This window comes from Burkholderia sp. ABCPW 14 (assembly GCF_001523835.1).
Lineage (GTDB): Bacteria > Pseudomonadota > Gammaproteobacteria > Burkholderiales > Burkholderiaceae > Burkholderia > Burkholderia mayonis.
Map to the genome: position 1 here is coordinate 1 of NZ_LOVS01000050.1, position 17,473 is coordinate 17,473.

15 protein-coding genes and 1 pseudogene are annotated in these 17,473 nt (G+C 61.6%); 14 read left to right on the top strand and 2 right to left on the bottom strand.

The window, feature by feature from the left end; all coding sequences use genetic code 11:
- Nucleotides 1-740 precede the first annotated feature (740 nt).
- The 7 genes from WS62_RS06430 to WS62_RS06455 all read left to right on the top strand — a co-directional run bounded on the left by WS62_RS06430 (nucleotide 741) and on the right by WS62_RS06455 (nucleotide 6,708).
- Entirely contained in the window at nucleotides 741-1,157 is a 417-nt protein-coding gene (locus WS62_RS06430) for a cupredoxin domain-containing protein (RefSeq protein ID WP_066569167.1), read from the top strand.
- Between the two features lie 119 nt (nucleotides 1,158-1,276).
- Nucleotides 1,277-2,254, top strand: a complete 978-nt coding sequence (locus tag WS62_RS06435) for a chromate resistance protein ChrB domain-containing protein (RefSeq protein ID WP_066569355.1) — start codon at nucleotides 1,277-1,279, stop codon at nucleotides 2,252-2,254.
- Nucleotides 2,251-3,426: a chromate transporter gene (locus tag WS62_RS06440; RefSeq protein ID WP_082720752.1), complete on the top strand. Its 1,176-nt coding sequence runs from the start codon at nucleotides 2,251-2,253 to the stop codon at nucleotides 3,424-3,426. The genes WS62_RS06435 and WS62_RS06440 overlap by 4 nt, the downstream gene beginning before the upstream one ends.
- Before the next feature lie 25 nt (nucleotides 3,427-3,451).
- Complete coding sequence (locus WS62_RS36050; protein ID WP_156440887.1) at nucleotides 3,452-3,610, top strand: hypothetical protein; 159 nt, start codon at nucleotides 3,452-3,454, stop codon at nucleotides 3,608-3,610.
- Nucleotides 3,611-3,655: 45 nt separating this feature from the next.
- Complete coding sequence (locus WS62_RS06445; protein WP_066569168.1) at nucleotides 3,656-4,924, top strand: MFS transporter; 1,269 nt, start codon at nucleotides 3,656-3,658, stop codon at nucleotides 4,922-4,924.
- A 24-nt stretch (nucleotides 4,925-4,948) separates the two neighbouring features.
- On the top strand, nucleotides 4,949-5,989 hold the full coding sequence (locus WS62_RS06450; protein WP_066569169.1) for a YncE family protein: 1,041 nt from the start codon (nucleotides 4,949-4,951) through the stop codon (nucleotides 5,987-5,989).
- Between the two features lie 218 nt (nucleotides 5,990-6,207).
- Nucleotides 6,208-6,708 carry a hypothetical protein gene (locus WS62_RS06455; protein ID WP_066569357.1) on the top strand — a complete coding sequence of 167 codons (501 nt, stop codon included), beginning with the start codon at nucleotides 6,208-6,210 and terminating at the stop codon, nucleotides 6,706-6,708.
- 224 nt (nucleotides 6,709-6,932) lie between these two features.
- Here WS62_RS06455 and WS62_RS32805 read toward each other — a convergent pair.
- Nucleotides 6,933-7,069, bottom strand: a pseudogene (locus tag WS62_RS32805) (IS6 family transposase); the annotation flags it as partial.
- A gap of 628 nt (nucleotides 7,070-7,697) precedes the next feature.
- Between WS62_RS32805 and WS62_RS06465 the strand changes: the two are divergent.
- Nucleotides 7,698-8,405, top strand: coding sequence for a LuxR C-terminal-related transcriptional regulator (locus WS62_RS06465; protein WP_231748215.1), 708 nt, complete (start codon nucleotides 7,698-7,700; stop codon nucleotides 8,403-8,405).
- Nucleotides 8,406-8,498: 93 nt separating this feature from the next.
- Here WS62_RS06465 and WS62_RS06470 read toward each other — a convergent pair whose 3' ends face one another.
- A complete protein-coding gene (locus WS62_RS06470; RefSeq protein ID WP_082720754.1) occupies nucleotides 8,499-11,027 on the bottom strand; it encodes an ATP-binding protein in 2,529 nt (842 codons plus the stop codon).
- Between the two features lie 757 nt (nucleotides 11,028-11,784).
- On the opposite strand from WS62_RS06470, the gene WS62_RS06475 reads away from it, so the two are divergent.
- From WS62_RS06475 to WS62_RS06500, 6 genes are all read left to right on the top strand, one after another.
- A complete protein-coding gene (locus tag WS62_RS06475; RefSeq protein WP_231748216.1) occupies nucleotides 11,785-13,260 on the top strand; it encodes a glycosyltransferase family 2 protein in 1,476 nt (491 codons plus the stop codon).
- Nucleotides 13,261-13,469: 209 nt separating this feature from the next.
- The gene (locus WS62_RS06480) at nucleotides 13,470-14,186 is read left to right on the top strand and encodes a tRNA-ribosyltransferase (RefSeq protein WP_231748217.1); all 717 of its coding nucleotides are present in this window, start codon (nucleotides 13,470-13,472) and stop codon (nucleotides 14,184-14,186) included.
- 13 nt (nucleotides 14,187-14,199) lie between these two features.
- A complete protein-coding gene (locus WS62_RS06485) occupies nucleotides 14,200-14,973 on the top strand; it encodes a class I SAM-dependent methyltransferase (protein WP_066569186.1) in 774 nt (257 codons plus the stop codon).
- Nucleotides 14,970-15,578 (top strand): HAD-IB family phosphatase, encoded by a 609-nt coding sequence (locus WS62_RS06490; RefSeq protein ID WP_066569187.1) that lies wholly within the window; start codon nucleotides 14,970-14,972, stop codon nucleotides 15,576-15,578. Before WS62_RS06485 ends, WS62_RS06490 begins: the two co-directional genes overlap by 4 nt.
- Nucleotides 15,554-16,207, top strand: coding sequence for a phosphocholine cytidylyltransferase family protein (locus tag WS62_RS06495; RefSeq protein ID WP_082720755.1), 654 nt, complete (start codon nucleotides 15,554-15,556; stop codon nucleotides 16,205-16,207). The genes WS62_RS06490 and WS62_RS06495 overlap by 25 nt, the downstream gene beginning before the upstream one ends.
- Nucleotides 16,204-17,337 carry a CDP-glycerol glycerophosphotransferase family protein gene (locus WS62_RS06500; protein WP_066569188.1) on the top strand — a complete coding sequence of 378 codons (1,134 nt, stop codon included), beginning with the start codon at nucleotides 16,204-16,206 and terminating at the stop codon, nucleotides 17,335-17,337. Before WS62_RS06495 ends, WS62_RS06500 begins: the two co-directional genes overlap by 4 nt.
- Nucleotides 17,338-17,473: the final 136 nt, after the last annotated feature.

A 17,473-nucleotide genomic window follows, 5' to 3' on the forward strand; every position in this document is an offset into this window, starting at 1 on the left:
CGACGCGGGGCGCGCCTCCAGTCGCCCTACGGGCTCCTTACGTCGCGCCCCGCGTCAATATCCCGCTTCCGACAGGTTCGTCGCTCCTGCAACGTCGATTTTGAAACTTGTGTCATGCCGCCGTTACATGACGCCGCCGGAAAAGCGCGGATTTTGACCGCCATCGACACCAGGGATGCCTGAAGCGATTTGGCGTGTTGTTTGTACTCTTGATAACTGTTCATGCCTGAATTTTTTCGATCTAATACGATATTAGATTGGTGCAGTATGTCGTTGGATAACCTCGATATTGTTGAATGGTAATTTAAAGATTGCCAATTTGTAATGGGACAAGAATGGATTAAATGCGCTTTAAATCGTGATTGTCGAAATTCAATCGCCGGCCTCCATCCGTCCTCGGCTGTCGGCAACGGCGATGATGTTCGATGTGCGGCCGGCACGGGAACGCCGAGATGATTCCGGCGGGCACGCGGCCACTTGCCGAAGATGCCGGAACGAGGCGCAAGCCGTTTGAGGCGCCGCGATATCCCAGCCGTGAGACGCACCGCGATCCGCCCTTCCTGTTCTCCGAATCGATCCAGGAATAAGTTCTCCGCGCAGGCGTTTACTGCACGTACCGCTCGCTGCAGGAAGTGTTCATGCCTTTGCTCAGGCAGGCGTGTTTGCGCGCTCGATGAATCGGCGCATGGCAATCGCTCGGCTCTTGGCAACTGCGGCGTCTCGATGCAAAGGAGGCAGCCATGCGTGTCGCTTACCGAATCGTCATTTTCGTCAATGTCGCCGCGCTCGGCGCGATTTCGAATGCCGCCTGTGCTCAACACACCATCAAGGCAACGTTGCAGTCGGACTCGATCCAACTCGACACACACAACGTAAAGGCGGGACGCGTCACACTTGACGTCAAAAATTCCGCGACCAACAACATGGAGCACGAACTCGTCGTGCTGAAGACGGATCTTGCCGATGACGCGCTGCCCGTCAGCAAGGGGCAGGTGCTGGAGCGGAAGCTGAGAAAGATCGGGGAAGTCGAGGATATCGCACCGGGTCAGAGCAAGCGGATGTCATTCAAGCTCGCGCCCGGCCGCTACGCCCTGATCTGCAACAGGCCGGGACACTATGCGGCGGGCATGCACACAGCACTTGTCGTTGCGCCGTGAAGCGTTTGGCGGGTCTGGTCGAATACGGGGACACGCCGCACGCGACGATCGCGACGCCATGAGGCAGGTTCGCGATGACGAACTTGTAGATGTCGTTACGTGTGAGTAGCATTCACTACATGATCGACATCTCGACTTGGTCGCTTCTTGTTCTGACCCTGCCTACGGAGAACGCGACGGCCCGCATGCGGTTCTGGCGCGCACTCAAGGCAAAGGGCTGCGCGGTGTTGCGCGACGGCATTTACCTGCTGCCGTATACAGAAGAGCGTGAGTGCATGCTGCGCGAACTCGCGGGTGCGATCGCCGAAAGCGGCGGCACCGCCTACCTGTTGCGCGCGCCGAGCCTCGACGCGTCGCAAGAGCGGGAATTCCGAGCGCTCTTCGATCGCGATGAGGACTACGCCACCTTCGCACGAGGCCTTTCGGATGCCCGCAAAACGCTTTCAGGGCAATCGGCCGCCGAACTGGCTCGACTGCTGCGCCGCCTGCGAAAAGACTACGAGGCCATCCGGGCGATCGACTACTTCCCGGGCGATTCGGCAACCCGAGCGGAAGTCGCCTGGCAGGACTTCATCGCGCGGGTCGACACTGTGCTGTCACCGGGCGAGCCGCACGCAGCGGATCGGGCAATCCGTCTGCTTTCTATCGACGAGTATCAAGGGCGTATCTGGGCGACGCGTCAGCGCATGTGGGTCGATCGCGTCGCCAGCGCATGGCTGATTCACCGTTTCATCGACGCGCGAGCCCGCTTCGTCTGGCTCGCGTCGCCGACGGATTGCTCGCCTCACGCGCTGGGCTTCGATTTCGACGGCGCCACGTTTACCCATGTCGGCGAGCGTGTGACGTTCGAGGTACTGCTAGCGAGCTTCGGGCTCGACAAGGATCCTGCGTTGCTGCGACTCGGCGAGATTGTGCATGCGCTCGACGTCGGCGGTCCTGCGTTGCCCGAGACGGTCGGATTCGAGGCAGTCATGGCCGGCACTCGCCGACGTGTCGAGAATGACGATCAGTTGCTGGAGCAGATGGGCTCGGTGCTCGACTCGCTTTACGCGCATTTCGCCTCGAATGGAAAGAACGAGGCCTCGGAGCGCTCATGACCACCGTGACGGCGGCTGCGCCGACCTACTCATTGGGCCAACTGATCGGATACATGCTGCGTCTTGGCACGTTCGGCTTTGGCGGACCGGTTGCACTTGCAGGTTATATGCGCCGGGATCTCGTCGAACGACGCGGCTGGATTACCGAGGCGGACTACAAGGAAGGGCTCACGCTGGCCCAGCTCGCCCCCGGACCGATGGCTGCCCAGCTCGCGATCTATCTCGGTTACGTCCATTACCGTGTCATCGGTGCAACTCTCGTTGGGTTTGCGTTCGTGTTGCCGTCGTTCCTGATGGTGCTCGCGCTCGGCTTCGCATATGTGCACTTCGGGGGGCTGTCGTGGATGCAGGCGGTCTTCTACGGCGTCGGGGCCGCGGTAGTCGGCATCATCGCGACGAGCGCGTACAAGCTCACGACGAAAACCGTCGGCCATGACAAGCTGCTCTGGGCCATTTTCCTGACACTCGCCGCCGTGACCTTCATCACGGAATCGGAAATCGCGTGGCTCTTCATCGTCGCGGGGCTGATCGGCTGGCTTCGGCGCGCTCCGCCCAAATGGCTGCACAAGAGCGGGTTGCATGCGCTTGTCGGCGCGAACCTGCCCGCCGCAAGCGGCCTGCTGAGCGGTGTCGATCTTCCGCTGCTCGGACAGATCGGCGTGTTCTTCGCGAAGGCCGGCGCGTTCGTGTTTGGGTCGGGGCTCGCAATCGTGCCGTTCCTGTATGGCGGTGTCGTCACCGAGCATCACTGGCTCAACGACAAGCAATTCGTCGACGCGGTTGCGGTCGCGATGATCACGCCGGGGCCGGTCGTGATTACCGTCGGCTTCATCGGATACCTGGTGGCGGGTTTGCCCGGTGCGTGCATCGCCGCGCTCGGCACGTTCCTGCCGTGCTATCTGTTCACCGTCATCCCGGCGCCTTACGTCAAGAAGTACGGACACCGTCCCGGTGTCAAGGCGTTCGTCGACGGCATCACCGCGGCGGCCGTCGGCGCGATCTCGGGCTCGGTTCTCGTGATCGCGAAGCGTTCGATCGTCGACGTCCCGACTGCCATCCTCGCCGTTGTGACCGTCGTTCTGCTTTGGCGCTTCAAGAAACTGCAGGAGCCGGTGATCGTGATCGCAGCGGCACTCGTTGGACTGGTGGCGTACCCGTTCCTCCATCGTTGACTCGTCGCATTGCCGGGAGGCGAAAATGACACGCCAGACAAACATGTCGGCCACCGGTCCGGGTATCTTCGAAAGATTGGGCGCGGATACCGGACGGCTCAATCCCGCGCCGGTTGCAATCGGCCTGTATTCGATTTCAGTCGGGTTGTCCGGCATGCGCGTCGGCGATCACGAGCAGTCGTGACGCGACATGGCGATGCAGGACGCACTCGATATAGGGTGAAGCGCGATGCACGATCCTGGCGGCTGCGCTGCCGTCTCATTCGCGATCCGTCTTTCACGCCGCTTCGTTCCGGGCGGCGCGGAACATGCGGCGTGGATCATTCTCGCGAGCCGCGGTCTGCGCGGCTTTTGCGACGGCTTTATCGCTGTTTTGCTCCCCGCGTACCTGCTTTCGCTTGGATTCGCGCAGGTCCATGTCGGATTGATCAGCACTGCAACACTGATGGGTTCGGCCTTCGCGACCATTGCCGTCGGCATGGTGGCCAGCCGCTACCCGCACCGCCGGATGCTCACGCTCGCGGCGGTCCTGATGACCGCCACCGGTATCGGCTTCGCCAGCCTGTCGACATTGTGGCCGCTGCTTGTCGTCGCATTCATCGGCACGCTTAACCCAAGTTCCGGTGATGTCAGTCTCTTCTTGCCGCTCGAGCAGGCGCGGCTCGCCGAAGCGGCGACCGGTGGCGCGCGCACCGCGCTGTTTGCGCGCTACAGCCTGGTCGGCGCCATATCGGCCGCATTGGGCTCGCTCGCGGCGGGAATGCCGCTTTGGCTTGCCTCGCATGCCGGGATCTCGCGCCTCGCCGCCATGCGTGCGATGTTTCTCGTTTATGCGGTGATAGGAACCACGATCTGCGTGTTGTACGGCCGGTTGCCGCGCACCGGAACACGCACGGTGACGGCCACCCGTTCGCTCGGACCGTCCAGGCACATCGTTATGCGTCTTGCGCTGCTGTTCAGCGTCGACGCGTTCGCTGGCGGCCTCGTCGTCAATTCACTGTTGTCGCTATGGTTGATGCAACGCTTCAGCCTTTCGATCGGCGCGACGGGGCAATTCTTCTTCTGGGCCGGACTGCTCAACGCGGGCTCCCAACTCGTCGCCGCACCGCTGTCACGCAAGATCGGCCTGTTGAACACGATGGTATTCACGCATATCCCGTCGAGCCTCTGCCTGATCGGAGCGGCCTTTGCCCCGTCGCTGCCGATGACGTTGACGCTCCTGCTCGTACGCAGTGCGTTGTCCCAGATGGACGTGCCGACGCGAACCTCATACGTCATGGCCGTCGTCACGCCAGCGGAGCGTCCCGCCGCCGCGAGCTTCACGTCCGTGCCGCGCAGCCTCGCGGCCGCGATCGCGCCGACGCTCGCGGGCGGTCTGTTCGGCCTTGGCTGGCTCGGTGCGCCACTTGTCGCGTGCGGGACACTGAAGATCGCCTACGACCTTTCGTTGCTTGCCGCCTTTCGCCACATCAAACCCGACGAAGGGAGCGGGCCATAGCGGTGTGGCTCGGACGAATCCGTCATGGAACACTTCCAACACCGGCGCTTCGACTTTCTCCTGCTTGTTGCGTTGACTATCGTGTTTGCGGCGACGAGCATTGTTGTCCGTTGGGGTTACGCCGCAGGAGACAACCTCGCGCTCGGTAGCCTGCCGTTGAAGCACGTCGCGGACATTCCGCTACCCGGCAACCCGACGCGGCTCGACTACGCGAGCCTGGACACGAGCCGCAACCTGCTCTTCATTGCGCACCTGGGCGATGGAGAAGTGATCGTTTTCGACACGCGTGCGACACGTGTGACGGCGCGAATTGCAGGTGTGGCGTCGGTGCACGGCGTTCTTGCCGTTCCGGCGCTGTCGCGCGTATTCGCATCGGCAACCGGCACCGACGAGATCGTCGCAATCGACGCGGCGACGCTGAAAATCGTCGCGCGCATGCCGGGCGGGCATTATCCGGACGGGATGGCTTATGCGCCGGACATGGGCAAGCTTTACGTATCCGATGAATACGGGGAAACGGAAACCGTTATCGACGTTCGGACCAACCGGCGCGTCACAATGATTCCGCTTGAGGGCGAGGCCGGCAACTCGCAATACGATCCGGTCTCCCGTCATATCTTCGTGAACGTCCAGACGCGACGTCAGGTTGTCGAAATCGACCCGACGACGGATCGTGTCGTAGGCCGCTTCGATCTGCCGGGTGTCAAAGGCAATCACGGCCTGTTGATCGATCCGCGCAATCGTCTGGCCTTTATCGCGTGCGAGGGCAACGACAAGCTGATTGTCTTCGATATGCGCTCGAAGCAGGTTGGCCAATCGTTCAATACCGGGGCCGAGCCGGACGTACTGGCGCTGGACTCGACACTGGGCATACTTTATATCGGGGGTGAAACAGGTACGGTTTCGATGTTCCGCGTGAGCGGCGCCAGGGTCGAAAAAATAGGCGAAGGGCATCTCGGACCCAACGCGCATGTTGTCGCGGTCGACTCGGCAACACATCAGTCGTTCTTCCCACTGAGGAATGTTCGCGGGCGGCCGATGCTGCGCGTGATGGCCCTCCGATAACAGAGGTGGTCGGCCCGACACGGTAACGGAGCTGCGTCGCCATTTGTAGCCACACCCCTGGAATAGCCCGGCGTGCCGCGTCGTTTACTCATCAGGCGACTCTGTACCAAGCGGCAAACCGCTACCGCGGCGTTGTGAATTGGCGCAAGCAAACCAATGTGCTGAGTCTGCCAGTGACACCGTGTGTCAAGTGGTCGGGGTCAATGCAGGAGCCGATCATGCGCAACTTGCTTCGTTTCGGAATGGGACTCGTCGGTCTTGGCTTGTCCGCGTCTGCCTTTGCTCAAATGTATGACGATCTGCCGGCCTACGGCACCAATTGCCGTGCGGTCCTCGGGCAGGCGGATATCGACGGTACGGTACAGCAGGTCGTGGGGCGTGCGTGCCTGCAAAGTGACGGAACATGGCAGATCGTGCAAAGTCCCGATGGTAGCGTTCTGTGGTATCCGCTCGCGGCCTACCCGTACCCCGACCCCTGGTATTGGGGGCCGCCGCTTTTCATCGGTGCGGGCGTGAGCTTCATCTTTGTCGACCGTTTCCATCACTTCCGTCATTTCCATCGCTTTGATCACTTCAATCAGATGGATCACCGCCGCTTTGGTATGCCAATGGGAACAGGCTTTCACCGTGGTCCATTTCCTGTCGGTGGGGGGCGCGGGTTCGGCGGAGTCCATCGGTTCGGCGGAATGAGCGGGGCTGGCGGAATGCGGCGGCACTAGCCCGACGTTTCCAGTTTGCACGTGTCATTTCGGATAGCCACGGATGCAATCAGGCCGATCGCACCGCTCCACGTCGATGGCCGATTCGGCGGAAAGTCCGTCGCGGACATCGCGACGCATAAACGCCGTAGAACGTTCGGCGCTCTGTCTCCACTGCGCTGACCGCATCTTGAGTCGCGACGCCATTGCTCGGTGGCTTGGCAGGCGGAAACCGAAAGACCCGCTCGCTTTTGCACCAGCACGTCGAGTCCGGCGGCATGCTCGTCGGCTGCACGCCGCAACAGATACGGCTCGCCGCGCAGCGTCACGAACGTCTCGTCAAGATGCCGGGCGTGCCCGGCTTGCGGCGCGCGGTCCGTGCCGAGCGGCGGCCTATGCGTGAAATTGTCGCGTTTGCCCACCGGCGATTGGACGCCGCACGCCAAAAATAGAAAATAAAAAATCGATGGCGGAAGAGAAGGTCGAAATCGAAAATCGAAAGTAAAAGTCAAAAAAATATGGCAGAACATCGCGGCGCGTACGCGACGTTCGTTCGTCGAAGCGCCGCGACGCTCGCATTTCGAATCCCATGGCTGTGCGACTAACTGGACGGCTTCGCCCTCAAGGCGAATCGGCGACGAACGGCGCGATTCGATAAGCGGGCGCGCGGGGATGCGCCATCGTGCGCCACCTGCATCGGACATCGAACGATATGCGATTGCGATGCGCGGAGTAGAAGGGGCTTTCCGGAAAGCAAAGCAGCATTTTATGTGCGGCTTTATTGAGATCGAGCATTGCAATTGAAAACAATGCGTACGCGGCAAATCGCGCCCGCGCTGATCGCACGATAGCCCTGCGGGCAACGAATAGCGGATTGTTGCCAATTAAATAATTGATGAAATTATTGTGTCATAATGTGTAATAGTTGTCGCACATTACATCGAGATCGGGGTAGCGTGGTTACACGAAAGATACATGTGCCGAAATATGGGGCACAGCTCGGAATCGTCTTGCTCGACGACCATGAAGTCGTGTTGCGAGGCCTGGCTCATCATTTGAATCGGGAGAGCGACATCACGGTACTCGCGATGTTCGACAATTCGCGTGAGCTTTTAGACTATCTAGTACGCAAATCCGCAGAACTCGAGCACGTCGATTACGTCCTCCTGATCGACTACGCGCTCGGTCCAAAGGACGTCGACGGCGTCAGCCTGATCCGGCGACTGCGCATCAAGTTTCCCGCTTCCCGGCTTCTGGTGGTGTCCGCGCATCATCAGCCTTCTCTCGTCAAGCTGGCGATCATGGCCGGCGCGAACGGCTACATCGGCAAGGAGCGTCCGCTGGTCGAACTCGTATCCGCCATTCGGCGGGTCGCGGCCGGTGAGTCGTATGTTCATCCGTCGCTGTCGGATCGAGACGACATGATCGTGTCCGCGTCGAGGGAGCGAGGCAAGGACGGCGGGATGCCGACGAGCCTCGCGTCCGTGTTGACGCCGCGCGAACTGGAGGTGCTACGCCTCGTCATGGAGGGAAGCGAGGTCGGCAAAATCGCCGCGAAGCTCAATCGCAGCAACAAGACGATCAGTACTCAGAAGATGAGCGCCTACCGGAAGCTGGGCATATTGAGCGACGCGGAATTGTTCAAATTGAAACGGGATCTCGTCAGTCTCGAGCGCGCGGACGGCGCGTTGGCCGACGTCGGCCGTTGCGGCGAGTAAGCCTGCGCGCGCGCCGGCGAAGTCGCGATCGACGCGGCGACGGCCGGCGTGCATCGCGACCGACAGACGCGTGCGTCCGGGCTGGCGGCGTGCTCACGCGCGCGCGTCGGGCTGCCTGCTTGCCGGCGTCGCTGCGCCGGCCGATTCCGCCGGCCCGGTCATTCCGGCCGACAAGGATCGCGGCTGGCCGTATGTGCAGTGCATCCCGCGTGCGGGCGGCTGGGCCGAGGGCCGGCTGGCGTCGATCGCCGCGAGCTGCTGCTGCAGGCGAATCGCTTTTTCGCTCGCCGCCCGACGGTCGGTCGAATTGTTTGCGTTCGCGAGCGTGTCTTCGAGCGATTGCGCAAGCTCCGCGACCGGTCCGAATCCCAGGCTTTGCGCCGCCCCTTTGATTCGATGGACGGACGCCTTCGCCGCCGGTAAGTCGTCCCGTTCGAGCGCTTCGCGCGCCGTGCGGATATCCTCGTCGCAAGTCTGCCTGAACAGCTCGACGAGGCACCGGCCGGCCATGACGTCGTCTGCGTACGAATCGTTCGACGGCTCCGACACGAGAAGGTCGGCAGGCGCGCACCACAGATCGATCATCGCCGCGAGTTCCTTGAGTATCAACGGTTTGCGCAGGACGCCGTCCATTCCGCTCTCCATGCAACGCTTCAGATGCTCGTCGCTGGTCTGCGCCGAAATGGCGACGATCGGCAAATAGGGCAGTGACGCGCTGCGGGCCGAGCGGATCCGGCGGGCGACCGTGTAACCGTCAAGGTCGGGCAGGTTGCAGTCCAGCAGCACGATTTCGTACGCGCCGCGCTCGACTTCGTCGAGCGCGGCTTGGCCGGCGCCAACCAGCGTCGCATCGCAGTGAAGCGCGGCGAGCTGTATGCCGATCATCTGCAGATTGACCGGATGGTCCTCGACCACGAGTACGACGGGCCGCGCGTATCCTCGCGGGGCCGGTTCCGGCTCGGCGCAGCGTTTGGCGCCGGCGCACGTTTCCGTTTCGCACACCTCGACCGGGATCGTGACCGACACGGTCGTGCCAGCGCCTTTTCTGCTTTCCAGCCAGATCGAGCCACCCATCAGCGTCACGAGCTCCTTGCAGATGGTCAGGCCGAGCCCCGTTCCTCCGAAGCGGCGCGTCGTCGACGCGTCGGCCTGCTCGAAGGCCTCGAACAGACTGCGCTGCCGGTCAGCCGGAATGCCCATGCCCGTATCGCGAACGGTCAGCATCAATTGCGCGCGGTTCGACGTCGCGTCGTCGTCGACGCTCAACGCCACGTTGACCCATACTCCGCCCACCTCGGTGAATTTGATCGCATTCGAAATCAGATTGACGACGATCTGCCGAACGCGTGTTTGATCGATGTAGACGGTCAGGTGCCTCGGCGCGTCGATGTTCAGCAGGACCGGCAAGCCTTTCGGGCGGGCCTGTTCCTGCATCAGAAGCACGGCGCTTTCGGCAACCACGTGAATATCGCTCGCGACTCGCTCGAGTTGCAGCTTGCCCGCGTCGAGCTTCGCGATGTCGAGGACGTCGTCCAGGATCACGAGAAGATTCGCCGATGCGTTGATCGCGGTATCGGCCAGCTGCTTTTCCAGCGGCGGCAGGTTCGAGCGATTGAGCAGGTCGATCGCCGCGACGATGGCGTTCAGCGGCGTGCGGATCTCGTGACTCGCGACGGCGATGAAACGCAGCTTGCGCGCCTCGCTTTCCGCCTTCAGCTGGTATTGAATGCGAAAGCGGATCGCCAGCAGCCCGAGCACGCACAAGACGACGAGGCCGATCGCGATTTCGAGCGCGTAGTAGCGTGCGATGGACGCCCATGACGGCGCGCCGAAATCGGAGCTTTCGATCCATTTGTCGACCATCATGTCCATTTCGCGTGCGGTGAGCGAGTTCAGCGATTTGTCGATGATCGACGCCAGCAACGGAAGATCCTTGCGGGTGCCGATCGCGACCACGGCCGGCAGCGACGCGATCGCTCCCGCCACGTACAGCTGGCCGCGATAGCGCCGCCGGATCAGCGGCAGTATCGTGACATCGAGACCGACGGTCACCGAGGCTTGTCCGTTCGCGACGGCGTCGAGCGCTTCGGTCGTCGTCGTCGTCGCCACGAGCCGCACGTGTGGATACCGTTCGCGCAGAAAGCGCTCGTAGGCGCCGCCTCCCTTCAGTGCGATCACTTCTTCCGCGATCTTGTCGAGGTCGAAGCTCGCGGTCTTCGACTCGCGCGTGACGACGATCATCGTGCCGACGAAATACGGCGTGCTGAGTATGGTGTTTTTCTTGATCTCGTCGTTTTGCAGACCGGCGGCAATCGACGGCACCATGTCGACGTCATGCTTGACGAGCGCCTCGCTGAGGCTGCTCCATCGGGCTCTGTCGAGCATCTCGAACCTCAACCCGCTTACGCGGGAGATAGCGGCGAGATATTCGGATGTCAAACCTTTATGTACGCCGTGTTCAATGTAATCGAATGGCTTCTGATTCGGATCCGACGTTACCCTGACGACCGGATGATTTCTAATCCATTTAATTTCTTCCGGAGTGAAAAGCGGATCGTCATTAGCATGGCAAAATATCGGGAAGAAAATCAGAGAAACCAGAAAATACCTCAAATAAAGCATGATGCGATCTCCGGGATTATCTGCGAACACGGTTGACCGATCGCTTCGGCTGGCTCGATCCACAGAGTCGATTCGCCTCGCTCGTTCGAGCAGGCGTTATTCAGGGGCTGGAGCAGAGGGGGGAATCGGAGCGATGCCGGGGCTTTCTCCCGGATGGCGGCGGTCCGGCTCTCGACGTTCGCGCCGGCGCGATGCGGGCACGTTCGACGCGGCTCCGTGGACGCGAAACCATTCACGTCGCATCGACGGTGGATTTCTTGATTCTCAAAGTACTGCCCGGCCGAGGAATTTTAGCGAGGCAGTCGGACGCTCACCTCTCTTCCAATCATGATCGGGGCGGATGGAGCCGGCAGAATCCGGTTCCGTCGCGTCGGCGTTGAAGACGTCGGGGAACGCTCGACAGCGCTAAAGATCCTGTTGCACGCGGAGCGACTGGATTTCATCGCTCGCTCCCGTTTGCATCGCATCCCGAGCGCTGTCGATATCAGCATTTGATATGGATGTCAAATTACCATAGAGAAGACGGGGATTGGTAGTGGGCGAAGCCGTCTCGTGTGATCGGCGTGTGTGTTTACAAAAATCGACAAATGACATTGCGACGGTCGTGAGATTTCGGATGCGTCTGATTGCGGGGGCTCGGATGGCTCCAAGAAAATGACGGCCATTCAGGCAAAGCGCCGCCGCCGGGCGGCGATGCCGCAATCGTGTCGGCGCGACGTCGGCGCGGGGAAAAGTGTAGCTCGATCGAGGAGCCGTCGTGAGCCGCAAATTCAATGCAAAGCGGCCGGACAAATTGTCCGGCCTGGCGTCTCAATTGCTGTCGAGAACGCGTGCCGAAGCAGGCGAAGCGTCGCCGTTCGTGAGCGTCGTCTGTCCGACCTGGAATCGCCGCGCGTTCCTGCCTTATCTGCTCTACATGTACCGGTATCAGGATTATCCGGCCGATCGGCGCGAACTCGTGATCCTCGACGATTCGCCGGAAAGCAACCGCGATCTGATCGACCAGCTCGCGGCGGCGCAGTCCGATCGGGCGTCGATTCGCTACTATCACGAAGCCGAGCGCATGAGCATCGGGCAGAAGCGAAACAAGCTGAACGAGCTGGCGTGCGGCGATTACATCGTCTGCATGGACGATGACGACTTCTATCCGCCGGACAAGATCCGGCATGCGGTCGAGATGATGCGCAGCCGCGGCGCGGCCATGTCCGGCAGCGATCAGATTTACATCTGGTACAGCCACATCGACAAGATTTACCGCACCTATTCGTTCGGGCCGCGGCATGCGCTGAACGGCACCTTCGCCTATCACCGCGATTATCTGAAATCCCACCGCTACGACGATCACGCCGCGCTGGCGGAAGAGCGCAGCTTCCTGCGTGACTTCACGAGCCCGGTGCTGCAGATCGATCCGATGCGTTCGATCCTGTGCATATCGCACGACGCGAATACGTTCGACAAGGACTTCATTCTGGCGAGTTGCGAGCGTTCGCGATTGACGCTCGAAGATCTCGTCTCCGACGCGTATTTGCTGCGGCATTACCGCCGACTCAGCCGCGCGCCGCTCGAGACGCGCCCGCGCTGGGAGTGCTTCGAGCGCGTCGTCATCAATACTTCGGATGGCGAAGCGCGGCTGACCGCCTTTCGCGCATTGCTCGCCGAGCTGGGCGTGGCGTCCGAGCAGATCGTCGAATATCGCGCGACCGGCGCGCATGCGCGGGATGCAGCCGCCCATCTCGACATCGCGCGCGCGGCGCGCGAAGCCGGCTGGCGGAATTATCTGCTGCTCGACGACCGGCTGGCGTTCGTCCGCCAGGAGAAGGCGATCGCCAACGTCAATCGCCTGCTGCGCGCGATGGACGACATCCGGTGGGAGGTGGTGCTGCTCGGCGCGGACGTGCGCGACGGCGTGCCGCTCAAGACATTGCCTAGCGTGCAAAAAGTTAATTTCGCATCCGAAGCGGTCGCCTATGCGGTTAACCAATCGTATTACGACGTGCTAATCGGCTATCTGGAGCAGGCGAGCACCATTGCGGAGGGCGCTGCTCGGTTCGATCGGGCGTGGCTGCCGCTGATGTTGAGGGATCGCTGGCTGGCGTTGTATCCGAGCTTTGCCTATCTCGACGAAATCGAAGACGGACGCGATCGCGCGGCCGGCTTCTTCCGGAAGATGGGGGCACCCGCCGTTCAAGCCGACGACGCGTCGCGTCAACAACCATCCCGGATCGCACCATGACCGAAATCGGAAGCTACATCCCGCACTTCATCCTGCTCGGACGACCGCGCATCAGCCAATGCCGGTGCGTCAGCTGCCGCGAGCAACCGCCTCTCGTCACGCACGCGTGGGCGAATCACGTACGCCATAGCGCGCTCCTTCAATGCGATACGGTGTCCCGCGAGATGTTGTTCGCCCACGATGCGTTCGAGCTGCACGAAGAGGCGGCGGTGCCGGTCGACGGCGCAGTGCTGGACGTTTGGCAGAACGACGTCAACCAGGCCTGCATCGATTTGCTGATCGTCGACGGCTTGTCGATCGAGGAGCGCATGTATGCAATCGGCGTGTTGCTGAACAAGCTTTCGAAGGGAGGCGGCGACGGGTTTGAGACGATGCGGCCGTTCGCGATGGCCAACGAGCTGATGCAACTCGCGCTGGGCGGGGCTTTCCACACGCTGTTTGGCCAGATGCCGGCGATCAGCCGCTACAAGGCCTCGTATCTGAGGCGGCTCGCGAAGATTCCGTTTCGCGTCAGTTTGGACGAACACGCGTCGAAATCGCTGAACCTTAAGCTAACCGAACTGATGTTGATGTCGGACGGCTTTCTCGATGACGCGCTGCGCGAAATCGAAGGGTCGAACGAAGCGGCGATCTTTTTCGACAAGCACGACGAGACGTGGATCAACTATTTTCTCTATCGCTGTTTCCACGAAGTCTTTCCCGCCGTCGAGCGAGAGGCGTACGGTCAGATGTTTCTCGATCTGGCGCTCGATTACTTCTGCGTGCGCAGCCTGTGCGCGCTGTTGGCGAACGACGTCGAGCTGGACGAGGACGCCGTGGCCGCGCTGTTCGCCGCCTGGTATCGGAGCAAGAGGCGCCTCGGTCGCGACGACCATGTCGATCCGCTGCTGGTCGGCTTTTCCCTGATTTCGCGCGAAGCGGCCTAAGACGGCGCGCGAGATGAAGAAGCCCACCATGCAAGCGACCGGCTGCCGAATCCGGAACGATCGCGTCGCGATCGACTACCGCGATACCTATCGCTTCTTCAAGAGCCGCGCGGCGAGCGGCCGGGACAAGGTCGTCCAGGTGCTTTATCAGGACGACAACCCGGCGCTCGCGCACGCGCGCGCGCAGGCCGAGCTGGACATGCTGCTGTCGTCGATCGAGTTCGACGGGCGGGCCGTGCTCGATATCGGATGCGGCAACGGCAGGCTGGCCGACGGTGTCATCGACCGGGTCGCCTATTACTTCGGCGTCGATCTCGTCGCCGAATTCGTCGACGACGCGAAGCGGTCGCTGAAGGTGCGCGGCGTGCCGGACGATCGTTACGGATTTCGCGCCGCGCCGTGCTCCGGCCGCGTGATCGCCGAACTCGCGCGTGCGCGGCGGTTCGACGTGTTCCTGATGTCCGGCGTATCGATTTATCTGAATGACGGCGATTTCGCCGACTGTCTGACGAGCATCGCCCGCGCAATGGAGCCGGGCGGCGTGCTCTATTTGCGGGACCCGATCGAGATGTTCGATACGCGGCTGACGCTGCGCAACTTCGCATCGTCGACGCTGGCTGCGGACTACAGCGTGATATATCGCGGCGCGGTCGATTATCTGGGGATGATCGGAAGCAATTTCGACGGGACGTTCGACGTCGGTCCGTTGACGCCGATGTATCGCGACGCGGATCTGAACGGGCGGCTCAGCACGAAGCAGCACTACATCGTAATCCGGAAATCATGAACGACACGCTAATCTGCTTTGACCTGGACGGCACGTTGAGCAAACAGGAGATCCTTCCGGAGATCGCAGCAGTGGTGGGAATAACGAACGAAATCGCCGCGCTGACGCAGGCGACCATCCAAGGGGTCATTTCGTTCGACATGTCGTTCAAGCTGCGCGTCAGGCTCCTTCGGGACGTGAATCCCGCGACGATCAGCGCGCATCTCGCCGAGACGATCGAGATCAACGAGTGCATCGTGCAATACATGCGGGATCGTGACGACGCCGACTACGCGATCGTCACGGGCAATCTGGATTGCTGGATTCGGGACCTCGTCGACCCGCTCGGCGTGCCGTGCTTCAGTTCCGTGGCGGACGTCAAGGACGGTCGGCTGAACGGCGTCAAGTACCTGATGAGAAAAGACGAGCCGGTCGCCGCGCTGCGCCGCTCGTATCGCCGGATCATCGCGGTGGGGGACGGCGAAAACGACATCGCGCTGTTTCGTCACGCCGACGTAAAGATCGCGTTCGGCGGCGTGCACGAGCCGTCGCTGAATCTGATGAATCACGCGGACTACATCGTTTATTCGAGCAGGTCGCTATGCAAACTATTAAGCATGCAGTGATACCGTGCGCCGGCGTGGGCTCCCGGCTCAATCGCGGGATACCGAAGTCGCTGACCGAAATCGGTGGAACCACGCTGCTCGCGCGCACGTTGCGCGCGCTCGCCGACGTGCCGAACGTGTTCGTGATCGTCGGCTATCAGAAGGAACGCGTGATTCAAGAGGCATTGCGCCATCGCAACGACCTGGTGTTCGTTCCGAACGAATACTTCGATCGCACCAACACGCTTTACAGCGTCAAGCTCGCGAGCCGCCTGATCGACGACGATTTCCTGCTGGTAGACGGCGACGTGGTGTTCTGCCCGATATCGTTCGAACTGCTGCTGACCAGCTTGTCCCGCAGCGACGGGCCGGCTGTCGGCTACAGCCGCAGGACCACCGACGACGGGGTCCGGATGACATTGACGAGACAGCTCGACGGCGTCGCGTGCGCCGGCTTTCATCGGGGCGCGGGCGATTGCGAGTGGACCGGCATCGCGAGACTGAACAACGGCGTGCTGCGGCGCGACGCGCTGTTCGTCTACGAAACGATCGACACGACCACGCCGGTGCCGGCGTTCGAAGTCGATTCGATGGACATCGATACGCCGGCCGATCTCGCCGTCGCGCAACGACTATATGACAGGCCATGAATCCGAAGAAGAAAGTGCGGTTCCTGTTTCAGGCCGCGAGCCATTGGTACTGCTATGCGTCGGTCTACGACGCGTTCCGGCGCGATGAACGCTATGACACATCGATCGTCGCACTGCCGTACGTCAGGAACGGCAGGCAGATCGGCATGCCGTCATGGTCTTTTCTTTCTGAACAGAACGTGCCTTTCGTGCATTTCGAGAACTACGATCCGGTGCTCGACGCGCCGGACGTCGCGTTTCTGCACAATCCCTATGACGAGACCCGTTCCGACGCCTATCACGCGAAGGCGCTGCACGCGCGCGGCGTCCGGATCGCCTATATTCCATACGGGCCGGACATGGGCGGGGGCGCGGCGAACTGCCGCTTTCAGTATCGGATGGAGACGCACGCGCTCGCATGGAGAATCTTCGCGCGCTCGGAGCAGCATCGGAAACGCTTCCAGCAGTATCTTCCGGGCAGCATCCGACGCGTCGTCGCGACCGGTCATCCGAAGCTCGATCAGTCGTATCGCGCGTCGCCTGGCAATCCGCTGACCGCGCGCGTCGGCAACCGGACGGTCGTGCTGTGGAACCCGCATTTCTCGGTGGGTTTTCCCGCCGGTCTGCGCTGGTCGACGTTCGACCGCTATCTCAAGTGCTTCTGCGATTTGAGCGCGCGACGAGACGACGTCGCGATCGTCTTGCGTCCTCATCCCAATCTCTTCGATCTGCTGACGCTGACCGCCGAGGGCGCCGCGGTCACGCGCGCCGTGATGGCTTTTTCGCAAATGCGCGAAAACTTCGTGATCGATCAGTCGCCGTTATATCGACACGCGTTTGAAGCGTCGCATGCGTTGATTACGGACACGAGCTCGCTGATGTACGAGTATCTCGCCTGCGACAAGCCGATCCTTCACCTCGAATGCGAAGGAGGCGCGGGCCTCAACGCGGACGCCGAGCGCATGATGAAGAGCTTGGCGCGCGCGCGCTCGGAGCGCGAGATTCTCGATTTCGTCGACGCCGTCGCGGCGGGTCGCGACGAGAAGCGCGCGAAACGGCGGCGCATGATCGCCGACGTTCTCGGCGTACGCGACGGCGGGAACGGTCATCGCATCAAACAGGCGATCGACGAATCCGATCTATGGGCATGAAGAACGCGCGGGCTTCGTGTCGCGAGCGGCGACGCGGCATCGCGTTTTCCCGCGCGAATCGAAGGCAAGGAATTTAAGTCGGCGGGGAATTGCGACGCCTAGTTCCTGTGGGGCGACGGCAGTTGTCCCGTTTGCA

Excerpts from the sequence above, each read along its gene's own strand:
- WS62_RS06430 (WP_066569167.1), top strand. The coding sequence starts at position 741 with ATGCGTGTCGCTTACCGAATCGTCATTTTCGTCAATGTCGCCGCGCTC.
- WS62_RS06435 (WP_066569355.1), top strand. The coding sequence starts at position 1,277 with ATGATCGACATCTCGACTTGGTCGCTTCTTGTTCTGACCCTGCCTACG.
- WS62_RS06440 (WP_082720752.1), top strand. The coding sequence starts at position 2,251 with ATGACCACCGTGACGGCGGCTGCGCCGACCTACTCATTGGGCCAACTG.
- WS62_RS36050 (WP_156440887.1), top strand. The coding sequence starts at position 3,452 with ATGACACGCCAGACAAACATGTCGGCCACCGGTCCGGGTATCTTCGAA.
- WS62_RS06445 (WP_066569168.1), top strand. The coding sequence starts at position 3,656 with ATGCACGATCCTGGCGGCTGCGCTGCCGTCTCATTCGCGATCCGTCTT.
- WS62_RS06450 (WP_066569169.1), top strand. The coding sequence starts at position 4,949 with ATGGAACACTTCCAACACCGGCGCTTCGACTTTCTCCTGCTTGTTGCG.
- WS62_RS06455 (WP_066569357.1), top strand. The coding sequence starts at position 6,208 with ATGCGCAACTTGCTTCGTTTCGGAATGGGACTCGTCGGTCTTGGCTTG.
- WS62_RS06470 (WP_082720754.1), bottom strand. The coding sequence starts at position 11,027 with ATGCTTTATTTGAGGTATTTTCTGGTTTCTCTGATTTTCTTCCCGATA.
- WS62_RS06485 (WP_066569186.1), top strand. The coding sequence starts at position 14,200 with ATGAAGAAGCCCACCATGCAAGCGACCGGCTGCCGAATCCGGAACGAT.
- WS62_RS06490 (WP_066569187.1), top strand. The coding sequence starts at position 14,970 with ATGAACGACACGCTAATCTGCTTTGACCTGGACGGCACGTTGAGCAAA.
- WS62_RS06495 (WP_082720755.1), top strand. The coding sequence starts at position 15,554 with ATGCAAACTATTAAGCATGCAGTGATACCGTGCGCCGGCGTGGGCTCC.
- WS62_RS06500 (WP_066569188.1), top strand. The coding sequence starts at position 16,204 with ATGAATCCGAAGAAGAAAGTGCGGTTCCTGTTTCAGGCCGCGAGCCAT.